Below are 17253 nucleotides of genomic sequence, written 5' to 3' on the forward strand. Positions count from 1 at the left end.
GCACCCAGTTCCGCAGCGTTGTAGATGCCATCTTCACCGGCACTGTCCAACACGATGCTGGGGGGCGCAATATCAGTATCCACCGTCACATTAAAGTCCGACGTGGCATCGCTTTCATTGCCCGCCACATCCGTCGCTTTGACATTTAACTGGTAATCATTGCCGTTGGTTAGACTCGCTCTGTAAGTCCAATCACCATTTGATTCAACAATCGCATCACCCAGCAGCTCATCACCGTTATACACTTTGACCGTTGAACCCGCTTCTACCGTACCGGACAACAGCAAGTTGGTGTCGTCTGTTCTGTCCCCCGATGTCAACGTGCCCGTCACGCTACCCACATCATCCGTGACCACATCAATCGACACCTCCGGCGCACTCGTGTCCGCGGTCACAGCGAAACTAGCTGTGGCACCACTTTCATTGCCCGCCGCATCCGTGGCTGTGGCGGTAAAATCATAGCCCTCGCCATTGGTCAAGGTCGCGCTGTAAGCCCAATAAGCATCGTCATCTGTGATGACCTCACCCACATAAACACCCCCATCGTAAATGGTCACCGTCGCACCCGGCTCAGAGAACCCCGACAACAACAAGCTGGTATCATCCGTGCGGTCCCCCGACGTTAGACTCCCCGATACACTACCCACATCGTCAGTAACATCAGCCATCATAATAAAAGGGGCCTCAGTGTCCGTCATCACACTAAAATCTGGCGTGACCGCGATTTCATTGCCTGTAGAATCCGTCGCTTTTATATTTAAATAATAACTCCCCCCGCTGGCCAGTGCTGCATGATATGTCCAGTCAGTACCTGTAACCGTGGCTTCACCTAACTCAACATTACCGTCGTAAATAGTCACCGCCAAACCCGCCGTAACCGTACCAGACAAGCGTAAATTGGTATCGTCCGTAGTATCGCCAGACGTTAACTCACCCTGTATGTTGCCAACATTGTCAATAACAGAAATTAATTCCAAATCAGCCATAATCTTTTACCTCTATCTTCTTCCCTCTGCGCAATATAAAGTCAAAGGAAGTATCAAATGTTAATTAAAAATCCATCTTTTACAGGTCATTCAAATCGGATACAGTCAATTCCTCCATACTGTGTAACGTGTTGTAGGACGTAATTACCACGCTAGCTTGAGCTGCGCTGTAATCACAGCGTGTATAGATCAAGGAACGACAAAAGCAGTTGACGTTCCTTACGGGCTAAAAGTAAATATCAATCCGCAATGTCAGCTTGATCCAATAAATAGCCTGCATGCTCTTTGGCTAACTCTTGTTTCATATTCACCAGCTCAATGTATGCAAGGGCCACCAACAAACGATTACACATAATTACAAATAGATACTTTTACGCATTATCTGTACTAGAAAAATAGAATGTCAGTCTCAAATCTCTCAAACCTCTCGATATTAAAAAAATAAAAACTCACCCCTATTAATTGAGAAAATCCATCAAAAGACATTTCGGTAACATCACGAGCTAAAACCAAGACGAAATAACATAGATAAAGGAGTGGACACTTACATGAATGTAAGTATTGAGGCGATGCAAGATGCCAAAGACAATGCGTTATCTTTCTGCACGCCAGCAGCAGGATGCGTAAACCATCGCCACGATTCTAGTCAATAAAAGAGACATTAATCTGTAAGACGAGCAAGAAATCCGACTTCCGCATTCTAAAAATCATTCTATTTGGCAGCCATAGCAAAGGCACACAGGTCTACGACCCAACCAATGGCTATGTGAGTGATTACGATGTATTGGTGATTGTGAAGCAAGAAGAAGTGGAAGAGTTTAACATCTAGAACAAAGCGGAAGATGGGGTTATCTCTTTGTTTTGTAGGTGTAAAAGTTATATTTTTGGTTTTCTGTCAAAGGGGCTGACATATCGACATATTAAAAATAACCATTATCATAGCCATGATAGGGAAATAAGGTAACATACCACCATGAGAACCAACTTCGATCACCTCACCCTGCGCCAACAAATGAGTGTACCTATTATTTCTACGGTGCTGCTCGATGAGATGGACACTTACTTACTGGGCAAGACCAGCAAGAAAAAGCATTTTCGCATCTTAAAAATCGTTTTGTTTGGCAGCCAAGCCAAGGGCACACAGGTCTACGACCCCGCCAATGGTTATGTTAGTGATTACGATGTATTGGTGATCGTCAACCAAGAAGAACTGGTGGAAGAATTTGACATCTGGAACAAAGCGGAAGAAAAAATCGAACGCCGTATCGGTCGGCCACTGGGCCTGATCGTGCACTCCATACACGACATCAACCAACGCCTACACGAAGGCCAATACTTCTTCAAAGACATCCGTGAAGAAGGCATCGAAATCTACGCCAGTGACACACGAGAACTCCCCCGCCCCGGTAATTTAACCCAAGACGAGCAAAAAACCATTGCGGAAAAACATTATGAACAATGGTTCAAAAGCGCCAATGGATTTTTAAAGCACTTCACAATTGATATGGAGGATAAGGAATACAAACTAGCAGCCTTTCACCTACACCAAGCAGCCGAACGCTTTTATTCTTGCACCCTATTAGTCCACACCAACTACCTACCCAAAACCCACAATATCGAACTCTTACGTTCCTACTGCATCCGCCAAGACCCACGCTTCATCGAGCAATTCTCCCTCGACGGCATCGCCCAAACACAACGCTTCCAGAAACGCAGCTTCCAACGACTCAAACGCGCCTACGTGGATTCCCGTTATTCCGAACACTACGAAATCACCGAAGAAGAACTCAACTGGTTAGCGGGGGAAGTGGAGAAATTGAAAATTCTCACAGAAGAGATTTGCCAAGCGAAAATTGCCAGCTTCGCAGGTGAAGAAGCCTAAAAAACATGACAGTTCCCTCCCCTTATGGCTTTCAAGGGGAGGGTTAGGGAGGGGTTATGTCTTTGTTTTTATTGGGTTTCTATTCGATAGCTTTGTATTCCGACTCGCTTTACTGTGTCACATGAGTTAATCATGGTAGTTCAATCAGAATTACGTCAAAGGGACTTCTTCGGGGGAGAGAGTGTAGTGCTCTAATAGAACTGGACACCTTTTCGAGCTGATAACCTTCGACTCTTCTAGTGAGCTTTATAGAAAAGGGCTTTGACCCCGACGGTCGGGTAGAAGACAGAGTTCACAATGTTGGTATTGGGGTCAGATCAAGAAATAGCTTCCTCTGATGCGTATTAGGAAAACTACAATCCAATGTTCAACTGATACAGTTTATAGACGCAGCTATTCTATTTTTGATCTGACCCCAAACCTGATTTTGATGAGCAGATAATAAAAAACCAATCATTTGAAATGACTGGCTTTGAAAGATAAAGACATTAATTGCTAACCTGTTGCTTCAAATTCATCTATGCGTAACTTTGCCGTTCCGTCATCCTGCAATACCCAAAGCTCTTTTGTAATAACCCCCTTCGCCTTGTTCATCTGCCACCCAGACGATAATACGGCACAGCTTCCATCTATGACTTCAATTTCAGGGTTTATATAGTCAACATCTGAAAATCCATCGTCGATCAGTTTCTGCCAAAAGGCGGCGATCTCCTCCGTGCCTGTAAAGGTTCCAAAGGGGCTTGCCACCATGACGGCATCGGCTTCATATTGTGATGCACAGCCCTTTGCATCACCTTTATTAAATGCCGTTTTCCATTTTTCACTGGCATTTTTTAAAGCACTTACCACCATTGTTTTCTGTTCATCTGATATCATTTTTTCCTCCATTTTATCATCTGTCATTTGAGCAACTGACACCTTGATGCAGTGCAGTATTTTAGCGCGCCATACATAATTAACTGTTTTTTTCGATAGCAAAAAAATTCATTTAAAAGCCAATAGTTATTTAGCGCATAATGCTGAATATAGTTCACAATAAATTATTTTCCTGCTTCGGCAAGAATCTCAAAATTATGAATATTCTTAAGTACACCGTTTTCCCAACCTCCCACGACAAGGCCATCCGCTTGGACTTTGAGCGCAGCAGCAACTTTGCCAGAAAAGTGCGCCGCCCTTCCGCTTTCATCAGTAAAGGTGTCAAAAATTGCAAAGGTGTTGTCATCTAATTTAAGCGATGTCCACAATAACGTCTTGGGTTCAGTTTGCTCGATAATCGACGCTGCCCCCGTCAATAATTGCTCTAAGGCCTGCGCTTTTCCAGCTTGAGCATTTAGTAGTATATAAGTTGCCTGCGTTGCATTTTCTGATATTTTACTGGGCTCTTTATAGGACAAAACCGCAGAGTTAGTAACATTCGCTACAACACCCTTATCCCAACCTTTTGCTACTAAACTATCAGAATGGGCTCGCAATGCTGCTGCCACTTGACCTGCAAAGTGTTCAGCTCGGCCTGCTTCATTAGGGAAAAAGTCAAAAATCCCGAAGCTTCCATCGGTTTTTTTCAGTGCATACCAATATAGAGTGTTAGGCTCTGTCTGGGCGACCAACTTTGCTCCTTCAGTAAGAAAATTAGCGAGATTTTTGCCTTCATCAGATTTTGCTTCAAATGGAATGTAGGTTGCTTCTTTCATAATAGACTCCTGTTTTTGTGTGTTTTGCGCGTGCGCGGCAGATGTGCTTATAAACATGAACATCAGTATCGCTAAGTAAAAAAACGTGCCCTGTATTGGCTTCATAATATGCCCTCGTGTGGTTATCGAGAGGCCAGTATAAACGTCAACTTCTCTTGACCTGCAGTGGCAAAAAAGACATCATCCATGCAATATTTGCCACCCACTTAAAAAGAGCCATTTATGACAACAATAGTGATTCTTTGCATTAATAATGCGCTACCATCTGGTCTAATGGGTATCAATGACCTGCTAGCATTAAGCGGCTTACATTTTGTGCAAAAATCTGAAGATAAAGCGCTATCCAAGATCGAATGGAACCCAAAGGTAATTTTTGCTAATCAGGATGGGCGTTCAATTACTGACGGTCACGGGCGTATTTTTGAAGTGGACTCCGACTTAGACTCCATCCGTCATTGTGATGCGGTATTGGTGCCCGGTTTCATTCCGAACGAACAAGGTCATCCTCCCTTAGCAATGACAGATTCAAAAACACAATCTTGGTTACGAACACACTATGAACAAGGAACGCTCATGTGTGGATCTTGTAGCGGAGTGTTTGTACTCGGGGAAGCTGGCATTCTTAATAACCGACGATGCACCACAACATGGTGGTTGCATGATGAGTTAAAACAACGCTTTCCTAAAACAAATGCGGTGTGGGCAAGCGGGTTAATCGATGACAATGGCATCATCACTGCTGGAGGACCACTGTCTTGGGTAAACATAACTCTGCATATCGTAAAAAGGCTGGCCGGTACTGAAACAGCAGAGGTGGTGGCTGATTTTTCAGTAGTCGACGCAATACCAAAGTCTCAAAATTTATATGTGCCAGAAGGCTATCAAGCTTCAAAAAGTCCGTTTTTAGCAAAAGCTGAATATGCCGTTCGTAAAGCCCACTATCAAACCATGAGCGCACCCGATTTAGCCAAGGTGATGGCAATTTCTGAACGCACACTAAACCGAAAATTAAAAGACCTGACAGGGGAAACACCTAAGGCTTTTATTGATGGGATTCGTGTAAGCCATGCTTGCACATTATTGCTTACCACCAACAAATCGGTGAAGGAAATCGCTTTCTCGCTAGGCTACTCTGATGACGGCGTATTTCGCCGCCTCTTCAAACAGAAAATGAAAATGGCACCTTCCGTTTATCAGCAACAAAGAAACAATCATTAAATCCAGCCTTTTAGAATATCCCCACATGCAAGAGGAAGCCACAAAGGGTAGCTAGTGAAGGAGAAAAATTAGCAAACCACATGCTAAAACCATTGAATTTACCGACTTCTTAATATGCATATTTTATTAAATTCCGTAGCCCCTTATCCATTGATACTAAAGGCTTTCTAATCTTCTACCAGTACAAAACGCGCACAATGAGTTGATTAAAAATAGCTCATCCACACTTTCTGAGCTCATACAGCAGAAGAACGAACTTCGACGACTCTTTATCAAGGAACGGATTGCGCGACTACTCGGAGTTTCAGGGTCAGTTGAAACAAGCCTTATTAAACAGAAAAAAACACTCTATGCCTTACTCTATCGAGCGTCTTGCGAAACCCGATATTTAGCCAAGCTAATCCGACGTTTTGGGCTGAAAGTCCGACAAGCGAATTTTTGGTTACTTTTTGGGCGCTAGCAAAAAGTTACCCGCTCAGCAGAGCGGAATAAAGCTTAGAAATAACAAAGCGTTTGAATGGAAACGACATAACTAATAAACCAATGAACTAGATATAAAAAGGGGCAAAGCCCCTTTATAACCCACCCGCTGCCTGCTGATGCCAATCAACCATTAAAAGCCGGAATAATCTCCCGTCCATATTTGGCGATGATTTCTTCTTCATCGCCACTGTCTAAATAGATATTAAACTGGGTCGTTCCTGCGGCTTCAAGGTCTTTGATTTTAGCTATGTGGTCTTCCACCGTGCCCAGTACACAGAAGCTTTTGACTATGTCTTCGGTGATGAAGTCTAGGAATGGATTATCGCTTTGGCCGTGTTTGGAGTAGTCGTAGCCTTTGCGATTTTCGATGTAATCGGTGAGGCTTTTTGGTACAAGACCGGATTCGCTGCCGTATTTTTCCACTATGTCGGCCACGTGGTTACCCACCATGGCAGGGAACCATTTGGTGTGTTCGATGCAGTAGTCCATGTCGCCAAAGTAGGCCGGTGCGGCGGCTTGTACTTTAAAGTTAGACATATCTCGGCCTGCTTCTTCACCGGCACTGATCGCTTGGTCTTTAAACCATTTAACCAGATCAGGGTCACCTATCTGTAGGATCAAGCCATCCCCCACTTGTCCGGCGGTGGCGAGGGCTTTGGGGCCGTAAGCACCGATCCACACAGGTAATTCGTAGCCCGTTGCCCAAGGTAGTTTCACTGGCTCTGGGCATTCGCCGTATTCCACCTCTTCGCCCCGTACCATGGCTTTTACCTTGGTGGTAAATTCCGATAAACGCGCCAAGGTCGCCGGTTTTTTGCCCATCACGCGCATGGAGGAATCGCCACGCCCAAGGCCAATATCAAAACGGCCATTACTTTGGTGCGCCAAGCTTGCGTATAGGCTGGCAGACAATGACCAATCGCGGATATTCGGGTTGGTCACGCAGGGGCCAAAGCGCATTTTTTGGGTGTGTTCCATACACATGGCCATGGCCACGAAGGATTCACGCCACAAAATGTGCGAATCGTAAAACCAGCAGTAGGTAAAACCCGCTGCTTCCGCTTGTCGCACTAAATTTCTGGCACGGTCTGGGCTGACAAAACCTTTAAACGTAATACCAAATTCCATAATAAGTTCCTCTTGTGATTGTGTTTTTTAATAATGTTTCAATAAAGTGTGACGCTGCCCTGAACAGCTTTTCACTATGTCATGCACCTAGATTTCGATTAGTGACCTTCTGGGGGACAAATACGAACCCCCGCATGGGAAAAAGGCACCTCTTTAGAAATATTCAGACGAATCAAAATCGGCGTAAGCGCTTCAATACAGCGGGCACTTTCTGCCAAGCCTGCGTTATAGGCTTTGGTGCCCATGGTGTCGATTAAGGCCATGACGCGTTTTTTCGCCGCTAAATCATTCCCACACACCAAGATGTCACAATTGATCGGACGGGAAAGGTCGTTCAGTGTCACGGCGGAAACATTATGCAAGGCGCCGACAACAGGAATCGCTTCGCCTAGCAAGGCTTGCGCGGCTTCCGTTACCGAACCTTCTTCTGGCATTTGCACGGCTTTGGGGTTACCCGGTGCCAGTGGTACCACAATGTCGACCAAGGTTTTGCCCACTAACAACGGCGCGAGCGTGGTTAAGGTGTCATCATGCCCACTGTAGGGAACCGACAAAATAACCAAGTCAGCGGCGGCTTTTGTGGCGTCCTCCATGCTCAAGCCCATAATGTCGGCTTCTGTGCCGTTTTTTTCTTTTAAGTTGGCGATCAATTCATCCGCGCAGGCTTGGGCTTTTTGTGCATCACGGGAGCCTAATATCACACTGATTCCCGCCATGGCTAAACGCTGGGCTAAGCCTTTACCTTGTGGGCCAGTGCCGCCAATAATGGCAACGTTATTCATCGTGTCATTCATCGTTGTTTCACCATTTTTTTCATCGTTATTGTCATCGTTGTTTTCATCGAAAGAGATCCTCATTGTGAGCGCGAATAAGGTCCCGACTGGAACTGTCGGTTTTTGGCCAAGACAAGCCACGGAAAATAATCACTGGCGATTTGGCGCTTTTTTCCATCAATAAGCCGGACGCAGCCGCCAATTCATCAGCAAAAGCGGGGGCCGTGACGCTGAGCGGTCGACCAAAGGCGTCCTCTTCACCGAGCATATGCATAACACCGGGTACATTCGCCAAGCCAATCGCCACATTGGTTTGCCCTAGTCGCCAAGGACGACCAAAGGTATCGCTGATGACCACACCTAGGTTGCAGGCGAAGTGACTTTCGAGTCGTTGGCACAGTTGTCGGGCACTTTTATCTGGGTCTTTGGGTAATAAAATAAGTTGCCCTGGGTGATCCGTATTGGACTCATCTACCGCCGCATTGGCGCAGATATAGCCGTTTTTATGTTCAGCAATCAGCACGCCTTCCTGTTGATCAGGGCGTTTCATGGCACGCACTATGCGTGTAGATTGGGAAAGAATGACTTCTACTTTTCGCGGGTCTTTGTTGACGGTTTTCGCCAGTTCGATTGCCTCGTCACTGGGTGTGACATGGTGCAAATCAACACAGGCCCCTTCGCTTTTTGACACGACTTTGTGGGCGATCACCAGAATATCGCCTTCCACCAAGCTTTGTTGATTGGCAATGAGCGTATCGATAATGTTCTGGGCAAGGTCATCCTCCGCTTGAAAATCCGGCAACCCCATAAGACGAAACACGCTCATTGCATCAGGCATAATGATGCTCCTTAACGGCAGAGGAAAAGCACGAACACCAGTTTTTAAAACGCTCTGGCTGACGTAACACGGCGGCTTCAAGGTCTTCGCTATGATCAATGTCTAGCGCAAGGTTGGTAAAATGCACGCTACGACAAATAAGCTGTTTACTGCGCGCATGGTGTTTGTGCGCTGCGGCGGAGTTCTTTCCATACTCAAAATCAATCGCATCCGGTGGTGATGTCAATAACGCATTGGTACCACCATCTTTGGCGACGGCAATCACCACCTGCGCCTTCTGGGCCGCATGGATTAAGAGGTTAATTTCTTCCGGGTCCAATACGGCAATGTCGCTTGGTACGATCAATTGACTGTCGTACCCCGACTTTGTCACCCAGTCACAGGCGAAATCCAACGCCCCGTTTAACCCCTTTGCACCATCATCAAAGAGTGTGTTGGTCTGATAAGATTGCGCTAAATTAAGTACATCGAGGGACTCACTCACCACCAACACATCCAACATAGGAAAGTGCTGTTGAAAAAAGGCCAAGGTATTGTCAAATAGACTCAAGGCAAGTTTTTCACGGCCTGAGTCAGACAAACGATTGGCTAATCTTTGCTTGGCCCGTTGCGGCGATTTCATCGGAATCACCACGCAAAGCTTATCGATTGGGTGATAGGTCATGAACTTCTCCTATTCGCTTGTCGAGTTGTCAAGCTGTCGAGTTGTCTAGACATAGCAAATTCGACGACTTGCGTTAGCAGCCTGGTTTTTTCTTGCGTGGTGTTCATCAGCGTCGGTGTTACCAAGACATCCAAGCCCTGATCCTCTAACCAAAGCGCGTCTTGCCCATCGGCGCCGTCAATCACCAAGGCGTTTAAGAAGCGGCTATAGCACTGATAAATACCTTTCGAATCGATGCTTTTACCCGCAGCTTCAAGCATTTTGTCCGCCGGCCCTTTTACGGTTTTACCGCCAATTAAGGGGGATATGGCGATAACATAGGCCTGGCTTTTTTCAATGGCGGCTTGGATTTCTGGCACCGCAAGAATGGCCCCTATGCTGACAATGGGATTGCTCGGTGCAATCACAATGAGTTGACTATTGGCAATTTGCTCTAACGCTTCGCTGGTGGCAGTCGCTTCTTCAATGCCTTTGTACTCAATCTCTACAACATCAGCCTGACAATGCTCACGCACAAAATACTGTTGAAAAGACATCCAGCCTTGAGGCGTTTTGACTCGGGTTTGCACCACATCGTCAGTGGGCAGCAGGATGGGCACACTGACATCATGACGCTTAGACAAACGTCGGGTAATTTCACTGGCACTTACGCCCTGCTTTTTCAAATGGGTACGATAAATATGCGTCGCTAGATCCAGATCCCCTAGGGTCATCCAAGTATCTTGCCCTAGGGCGGCTAGCTCTTTTAATACCTGATATGTTTCATTTTTTCGGCCCCAACCCTGTTGACGATCAATCTGATCGCCAAGGGAATACATTAGGGTATCGATATCAGGCGATACCCATAAACCATGAAATTCATCGTCATCGGCAATATTGCCAATAATCTTGGTGCCTTTGGCGTAGTGACTCGCTGCCAAACCTTCCGCTGCTTTTGCGCCACCCACGCCGCCCGCTAACAGGGTGATATTCAGTTCTGTCATTAGGCCACCCCTAGAATCGCAATGCGGTTTGTTGTGGGCGTTTGGGGGTGTTTCTCTTCAACACAGTAAGTTTTCACCGTCTCATATTTGGTGTTACGTTGTACCGCGTTTAAGCCTGCCGCTTGAATATTGGCCACCATGTCTTCGGGAACCACTTCCTGTCCGTGGGTCGCGCCCGCGGCACGGGAAATGCTTTCGTTCATCAGGGTGCCCCCTAGGTCATTAGCCCCAGATCGCAACATTTTTGTCGCCACATCCGGGCCCATTTTGACCCAAGAAGCCTGAATGTTATCTATGTGACCTTGCAGCATTAGCCGTGCAATGGCGTGCATTTTGAAGTGTTCATCTCGGGTTGGGCCGGGGCGCACCTTGTCTGGGTTGTCCTGATACAAACGGGTTTCATAATGAATAAAGCCCAGCGGTACAAATTCAGTAAAACCACCGGTTTCTTTCTGGATATCACGTAATAATTTCAGGTGATTGGCCCAATGAATCGGCTGATCCACATGGCCATACATGATGGTGGACGTGGTCGGCACCCCCACCGAATGGGCGGCCTTAATAATGCGCACCCATTCTTCCGTGGTCAGTTTATTTTTGGTCAGTTGCTTGCGTACTTCGGTATCCAAAATTTCGGCGGCGGTTCCGGGCATGGAACCAAGCCCAAGATTCTTTAATTCTGTCAAAAACACTTCTGGTTCAAGACGCCCCTTCTTGCAGCCATACCAAATTTCAAAGGGGGAAAAGGCGTGAATATGAATATCTGGCACACGTTTTTTTACCGCTACGATTAGGTCACGGTAATAATCTGGGCCTATGTCTGGGTGCAAACCACCTTGAATGCAGACTTCGGTTGCGCCCCGTGCCCACGCCTCTTCGGCCCTATCAGCCACTTGCTCAACGGTTAAAAACTCGGCTTCGGCATCACTTTTTTCTTTGGCAAAATTACAAAAGCGACAGCCCATGTAGCAAACATTGGTAAAATTAATATTACGGGTAATCACAAAAGTGCCTGTATTTCCCACTCGCTTTTCTCGCACCTTGTCTGCGGTATCTAAAACAGCCAGGGCTTCCTCACCTTGGGTGGCGAACAGCACACAAGCATCGTCGACACTGAGCTCTTCACCTAGCAAACAGCGCGCTAAAATAGACTGTACAGAGGCACTAATTGGCCCATTTAACAGGGTGGAATAATGATTTTTTTCTGTCATTGAATTGGCTATTTCATTGGCTAGGTTCATGCGCTGATCGCTCCCTTTTAGTGATTAACTAGGGTGATTAATGGTTGACTAGGGCGAGTGAGGTGACTTACCAGTGACGCCACTCGTTGGCTTAGATTCGATGTTAAATACTTGTTGTCTTGGCGTTGGAAACGGCCATAAATAGTGAGGCGCTCACCCAGTGTATAACCCAACCCTTCGCAAGCTTGCGTCACACTGCTAATTTGCGGCCAAGCCCGTTCTGGGTTGATAAAATCCTTGGTCAAGGGCGAAATCCCTCCCCAATCATTAATGCCAGCGTTGATGTAGCTGCCGTATTCCACCTCCAAATTAGGTGGGGCTTGAATGCTGATTTCATTGGGTAGAATCAAACGTGCTATGGCAATCGTCCGCTTCATGTCATGCAGGTTAGGTTCTTGATAACTCTCCATCGCCGTACCAGCTTTAGCGCGGAAATTTTGGATAATGACCTCTTGGATATGGCCATAGCTTAGGTGGCGGTCTCGAATGGCAATCAAGCTACGCACACGTTCTTCCCAGCTTTCGCCAATACCAATCAAGATTCCCGTGGTAAAAGCAATGTCTAAACGCCCGGCTTGCTCTAGGGTATCGAGTCGACGTTTCGGGGTTTTATCTGGACAAGCATGATGGGCTTGGCCTTTTTTAAGCAGTTCATTGGAAATGTTTTCCAACATCATGCCCATGCTGGCAGCCACAGGTTTGAGCTGTTTTAACTCGTTATAGGAAAGGGCTCCTGCATTCACATGGGGTAATAAACTGGTTTCACTTAGCACGCTTTCACACTGGTCATGGAGGTAATCTAGGGTGTTGTTATAACCGAGGGAATGCAGTAAATCTCGGGCTTTTTGGTGGCGTTCTTCCGGCCTTTCTCCCAAACTAAACAGGGCTTCTTTACAATCCAATGCCGCCCCTTCTCGCGCCGTGTTCAATACTTGCTCTGGTGTCATGTAATTCGCATGGGGCGAATCCGGTGCTTGTACAAACGTGCAATAACCACAGCTATCACGACACATGTTGGTTAAAGGAATGAAAACTTTTTTAGAATAGGTGAGCTGTTTGCCCCAGTATTCGTCCCGCACCTTCGATGCCTGTTGGCATAGCGCGTACAGATCTGGCCCAGTCGCATGCTCATAAGATATGGCTTCAGAAACAGAAATCATACTACCCCCACCTTTTTATTAAAGTTTTTACCATTTGGTATAAAAACTAATATCAGGCATTGCCTAGGGAGTAAATTGTTTTTTTTAGCGCAAAGCCTGCACCAAAATAAACAACCCAAATAAAGTTAAGTTAACGAAATAGTTAACTTAACAATTAAGATCATGAATATAGGGATTTTTTTAGATTTTTATTTGAAAAAGTTCGCTTTTTTAAAACAAAAATAAGAAAAAAATAAGGGGTTAAATTATTTTAACTATTTTTTTTGGCACCAAGAGCGCGCACAACAAAATCAGTTACGGCATTTTCTGCCCGTTCAAAATCCGCTTGTTGCAAACTTGTCTTGCCTAACAACACCTCCATTTGAATAGAAAAGTCTGCATAGGTTTGAGTGGCCGCCCAGATGGTAAAAAATAAATGCTCAGGATCAATATCATCGATCAACCCTTTGTCGATCCACGATTTTACTAGCGCAACATCGCGATCAAATTGAGGCTTCAAATGACTCACAAGGTACTCTTTTAATACCGGAGCCCCACTTATAATCTCGTGGGCAAATACCTTAGAACCATTAGGGTAAAGTCGGGAAAGGCGCATTTTTTCACGCACATAATTGCGTATAACGGCTTCTGGGGTATCACCGTGATTTTCCAGAAAAGACAGTTTTTCAATCCAAATATCCAGTATTTCTTTTAACACTCGTTTATAGAGTAAGTCTTTGTTTGGAAAGTAATAAATTAAATTTTGCTTGGATATTTTTGATATCTCAGCGATGCGTTCCATGGACGCTCCGCTAAAGCCCTTAGCAGCAAAAGCAATTTCTGCAGAACGTAATATACGTGATTCTAATACTTCTCTGTTTACCGACTGCTGGGTACGTCTTACTCTTTTTTCAGCCAAACTGTATTCCTACCTTATTCAATCATAGCTATACAGGTAACCCACTGTTTTCGCTTAGTTTTATAAACATAATTTCGTCATAAAATAACATAATAACGCCGCTCAAACGAGGCAAATATAAATCAGACCAATAAAAGTTGGCCTGTTTATTGCTGACCAAAAAGACAGCTTCAATAATCACTCATGCACTAATCATGTATCAAGCTTGAGTTATTACATTCTATTTTTATTAGCAGACAAACAATTGACTTTTTTTGCAATTATTTTTTACCTTTTGGTCAATATTATATCTGGATTAAATAGATAAAATGACGATTTATTAAATGTAGAGAAACGCTTATTCGCTAAATAGATCCGTCATTTCAACGAGACAATAAGTTATATAGGAGACGATCATGCAAGACCTTCGCATTAACGAACAGCGCCTGTGGGACACCTTGATGGAAATGGGAGAGATTGGTGGCACAGAAAAAGGTGGCTGTAATCGCCTCGCCGGAACCGACCTCGATAAACAAGCCCGTGATCTTTTTGTCAGCTGGTGCCAAGCGGCGGGCTGTGATATCTCCATCGATAAAATAGGCAATATTTTTGCCCGTCGCCCAGGTAAAAACAATGACCTCCCTGCTGTCGGCACTGGCAGCCATTTGGATACTCAACCAACGGGTGGAAAATTCGACGGGGTATTTGGTGTATTGTCTGGTGTTGAAGTTCTGCGAATTCTGCATGAAAACAATATCGAAACCCCCACTCCCATGGAATTTTCCGTATGGACCAACGAAGAAGGTTCACGTTTTCAACCCGCCATGCAAGGTTCTGGTACTTATGTGGGCCGCTTTGATTTAGAAGCAGAATTAAATAAAACCGATGTTAACGGTATACGTCTAGGGGATGAGCTGGAACGCATTGGCTATTTAGGCGATATGGAATTGGGTAGCCGTAATATGGGGGCCTTTTTTGAAGCCCATATTGAACAAGGCCCGATTCTTGAAGATGAAAAGAAAGCCATCGGCGTTGTGAGATTAGGCCAAGGTATTCGCTGGTATAACATTGAGGTCATTGGACGTCCTTCCCATTCTGGCACCACACCGATGCATTTACGTAAAGACGCCATGCTAGCAAGCTCGCTCATCGTCGCCGAAATGCAAGCGATCGCCAATCGCCATGAAAATGGTTTAGGCACAGTCGGTTTTATGCAGGTATGGCCAAATTCGCGCAATACCATTCCGGGCAATGTGAAGTTCAGTGCTGATTTGCGTAATCCAGTCCCTGAAGTGTTATTAACCATGCATGAAGAGTTAGTCGCCTTTTGTGAAAAGGTGGCAAGCGATCAAGACCTAGAAGTCAAGGTCGACCATTTTTGGTACTTTGCTCCCGTCGAGTTTAATGCTTCTGATGATGTAAAAGCGGCGACCGAAAAGCTTGGTTACAGTCATATGGACATCTACGCAGGCGCTGGACACGATGCCTGCTATATGGCCGATCTGGTACCAACAGGGATGATTTTCACCCCTTGCCTAAATGGCATTAGTCATAACGAAGCAGAATACAGCTCTCCTGCTGAATGTGCCGCTGGCGCTAACGTTTTACTCCATACCATGTTGGAAGCCAGTGAGCGCATTGCCAAAGAACATCAATGAATACAAGAGAAGAAAAGCAATAAAACGATTCCAATTGAAATCGTTGCTCAGTGTAAAAAAGTGACTCGAATAAAAGAGTCACTCAACTTGAATGAATGCACACACATAATCAAAAACAGAAGAGGTGGCAAAAATGACCAGTAAGTCTGTCAAACAAGGTGAGTTTTATGAGTTGGAGGTCGATGGAGACCTGCAACAAAGTTCGGCGTATAACGACGATTTAGCGCCCACTAAAATCAAAGACCGAACTTGGAGCAAATGGAATATCGCTGCGCTATGGGTTGGCATGTCAATTTGTGTTCCGACTTATACCCTAGGTGGCGTACTGACCGCCTACTTCGGCTTATCTGTCATGGAAGCCCTGTTTACTATTCTGATTGCCAATATCATTTTGCTGGTGCCATTAACGCTAAATGCTTATCCGGGGACTAAGTTTGGTATCCCATTCCCCGTTCTATTACGCTCTTCATTTGGCATGCTAGGTTCTAATATCCCCTGCTTAATCCGTGCACTGGTTGCCTGTGGTTGGTTCGGCATTCAAACCATGTTTGGCGGCTTGGCAATCCATTTATTCTTGTCGGCTGTTTCCGATGGCTGGGCAAGTTTAGGCGGGGTTGGAGAAGTGATTGGCTTCTTTATTTTCTGGGCGCTCAATATGTACGTGGTGATTCGCGGTGCCGAGTCCATAAAGTGGCTAGAAACCTTGGCGGCTCCCTTACTATTAATCGTCGGTATTGGTCTGATGCTTTGGGCTGGGGGTAAGGTATCTTTTATGGAAATCCTCGCCACACCCGCCAATCGTCCCGCCGATGCTGGTTTTTTTGGTTACTTTTTTGGCGGTCTAACCGCTATGGTAGGGTTCTGGGCCACCTTGTCTCTCAATATCCCAGACTTCAGCCGCTATGCAAAAAGCCAAAAAGATCAAATAGTTGGTCAAATTATTGGCCTACCTGCCACGATGTTTTTCTTTGCTGCACTGGGTGTTGTGCTAACTGCCGCGTCAAGTACGTTAGTCGGCGAGACCATTTCCGACCCCATTTCTTTAATCGGTAAAATCGACAGCCCATTATGGGTGGCCATTGCCATGGTATTGATCATTATTGCCACCCTTTCGACGAATACCGCAGCCAACGTGGTATCTCCAACCAATGACTTTCAAAACATTGCGCCTAAGTTCATTAACCATACCCGTGGCGTCTTGTTAACTGGCCTTATTGGCATTCTATTAATGGGCTGGGAGTTGATGAAAAAATTGGGCTGGCTAGACTCTGATGTCAGTGTCGAAAGCATGTATTCAAACTGGCTGCTGGGCTACTCAAGTTTGCTTGGGCCTATCGCTGGCATCATGATTATTGATTACTTCTTGATCAAGCGTCAGCACTTAGATCTAGTGGCTCTATACAAACCAAACAGTCTTTACCCTGCTTTTAATAACGCAGGCTTAATCGCCTTTGCGGTACCTGTGGCTATCACTCTGATTGCATTAAATGTCTCAGCACTTGGTTGGTTCTACAGTTATGGTTGGTTCACGGGGGCCTTTACGGGTGCTATCGTTTATTTCATTCTAGCTAATATGAACACGTCAGCAGCCAAGCAAACCGATGCCCTGCCATCTTAATAACCTAGTTTGATGCATTAGCGATCTTTCGGGTCGCTAATTTTCTCATCAGC

General features: G+C 45.5%; 15 protein-coding genes. 4 read left to right on the forward strand and 11 right to left on the reverse strand.

Annotated features, from left to right (window positions below; translation table 11 throughout):
• Window positions 1-986: Ig-like domain-containing protein (locus I8J31_RS06365; RefSeq protein ID WP_199467452.1), on the reverse strand; the 986-nt coding region annotated here is incomplete at its 3' end.
• Between the two features lie 973 nt (window positions 987-1959).
• Here I8J31_RS06365 and I8J31_RS06370 point away from each other — a divergent pair.
• Window positions 1960-2868 (forward strand): HEPN domain-containing protein, encoded by a 909-nt coding sequence (locus I8J31_RS06370; protein WP_199467453.1) that lies wholly within the window; start codon window positions 1960-1962, stop codon window positions 2866-2868.
• A 495-nt stretch (window positions 2869-3363) separates the two neighbouring features.
• Here I8J31_RS06370 and I8J31_RS06375 read toward each other — a convergent pair whose 3' ends face one another.
• Together I8J31_RS06375 and I8J31_RS06380 are read right to left on the reverse strand one after the other, a co-directional pair.
• Entirely contained in the window at window positions 3364-3771 is a 408-nt protein-coding gene (locus tag I8J31_RS06375; protein ID WP_233402624.1) for a YybH family protein, read from the reverse strand.
• Window positions 3772-3908: 137 nt separating this feature from the next.
• Window positions 3909-4559 (reverse strand): putative quinol monooxygenase, encoded by a 651-nt coding sequence (locus I8J31_RS06380; protein WP_199467454.1) that lies wholly within the window; start codon window positions 4557-4559, stop codon window positions 3909-3911.
• Window positions 4560-4781: 222 nt separating this feature from the next.
• On the opposite strand from I8J31_RS06380, the gene I8J31_RS06385 reads away from it, so the two are divergent.
• Window positions 4782-5777, forward strand: a complete 996-nt coding sequence (locus I8J31_RS06385) for a GlxA family transcriptional regulator (protein WP_199467455.1) — start codon at window positions 4782-4784, stop codon at window positions 5775-5777.
• A gap of 606 nt (window positions 5778-6383) precedes the next feature.
• Here the strand turns inward: I8J31_RS06385 and I8J31_RS06390 are convergent.
• The 8 genes from I8J31_RS06390 to I8J31_RS06425 form a co-directional block, all read right to left on the reverse strand.
• On the reverse strand, window positions 6384-7388 hold the full coding sequence (locus tag I8J31_RS06390; protein WP_199467456.1) for a TIGR03842 family LLM class F420-dependent oxidoreductase: 1005 nt from the start codon (window positions 7386-7388) through the stop codon (window positions 6384-6386).
• Window positions 7389-7486: 98 nt separating this feature from the next.
• Window positions 7487-8245, reverse strand: a complete 759-nt coding sequence (gene npdG, locus I8J31_RS06395; protein WP_233402625.1) for an NADPH-dependent F420 reductase — start codon at window positions 8243-8245, stop codon at window positions 7487-7489.
• Window positions 8226-8999 (reverse strand): coenzyme F420-0:L-glutamate ligase, encoded by a 774-nt coding sequence (gene cofE, locus I8J31_RS06400; protein ID WP_199467457.1) that lies wholly within the window; start codon window positions 8997-8999, stop codon window positions 8226-8228. The genes npdG and cofE overlap by 20 nt, the downstream gene beginning before the upstream one ends.
• Window positions 8992-9663, reverse strand: coding sequence for a 2-phospho-L-lactate guanylyltransferase (gene cofC / locus I8J31_RS06405; protein WP_199467458.1), 672 nt, complete (start codon window positions 9661-9663; stop codon window positions 8992-8994). Before cofC ends, cofE begins: the two co-directional genes overlap by 8 nt.
• Window positions 9660-10646 carry a 2-phospho-L-lactate transferase gene (cofD, locus tag I8J31_RS06410; protein WP_199467459.1) on the reverse strand — a complete coding sequence of 329 codons (987 nt, stop codon included), beginning with the start codon at window positions 10644-10646 and terminating at the stop codon, window positions 9660-9662. The genes cofC and cofD overlap by 4 nt, the downstream gene beginning before the upstream one ends.
• Window positions 10646-11887, reverse strand: a complete 1242-nt coding sequence (gene cofH / locus I8J31_RS06415; protein WP_199467460.1) for a 5-amino-6-(D-ribitylamino)uracil--L-tyrosine 4-hydroxyphenyl transferase CofH — start codon at window positions 11885-11887, stop codon at window positions 10646-10648. Before cofH ends, cofD begins: the two co-directional genes overlap by 1 nt.
• Window positions 11888-11904: 17 nt before the next feature.
• Complete coding sequence (gene cofG / locus I8J31_RS06420; RefSeq protein WP_199467461.1) at window positions 11905-13047, reverse strand: 7,8-didemethyl-8-hydroxy-5-deazariboflavin synthase CofG; 1143 nt, start codon at window positions 13045-13047, stop codon at window positions 11905-11907.
• Window positions 13048-13297: 250 nt separating this feature from the next.
• A complete protein-coding gene (locus I8J31_RS06425; RefSeq protein WP_199467462.1) occupies window positions 13298-13945 on the reverse strand; it encodes a TetR/AcrR family transcriptional regulator in 648 nt (215 codons plus the stop codon).
• 395 nt (window positions 13946-14340) lie between these two features.
• On the opposite strand from I8J31_RS06425, the gene I8J31_RS06430 reads away from it, so the two are divergent.
• Together I8J31_RS06430 and I8J31_RS06435 are read left to right on the forward strand one after the other, a co-directional pair.
• Window positions 14341-15582, forward strand: a complete 1242-nt coding sequence (locus I8J31_RS06430) for a Zn-dependent hydrolase (protein WP_199467463.1) — start codon at window positions 14341-14343, stop codon at window positions 15580-15582.
• A 133-nt stretch (window positions 15583-15715) separates the two neighbouring features.
• Window positions 15716-17200, forward strand: a complete 1485-nt coding sequence (locus I8J31_RS06435) for an NCS1 family nucleobase:cation symporter-1 (RefSeq protein WP_199467464.1) — start codon at window positions 15716-15718, stop codon at window positions 17198-17200.
• Window positions 17201-17253 lie beyond the last annotated feature (53 nt).

Origin of the sequence: Marinomonas transparens, assembly GCF_016463975.1 — a bacterium.
GTDB lineage: Bacteria > Pseudomonadota > Gammaproteobacteria > Pseudomonadales > Marinomonadaceae > Marinomonas > Marinomonas transparens.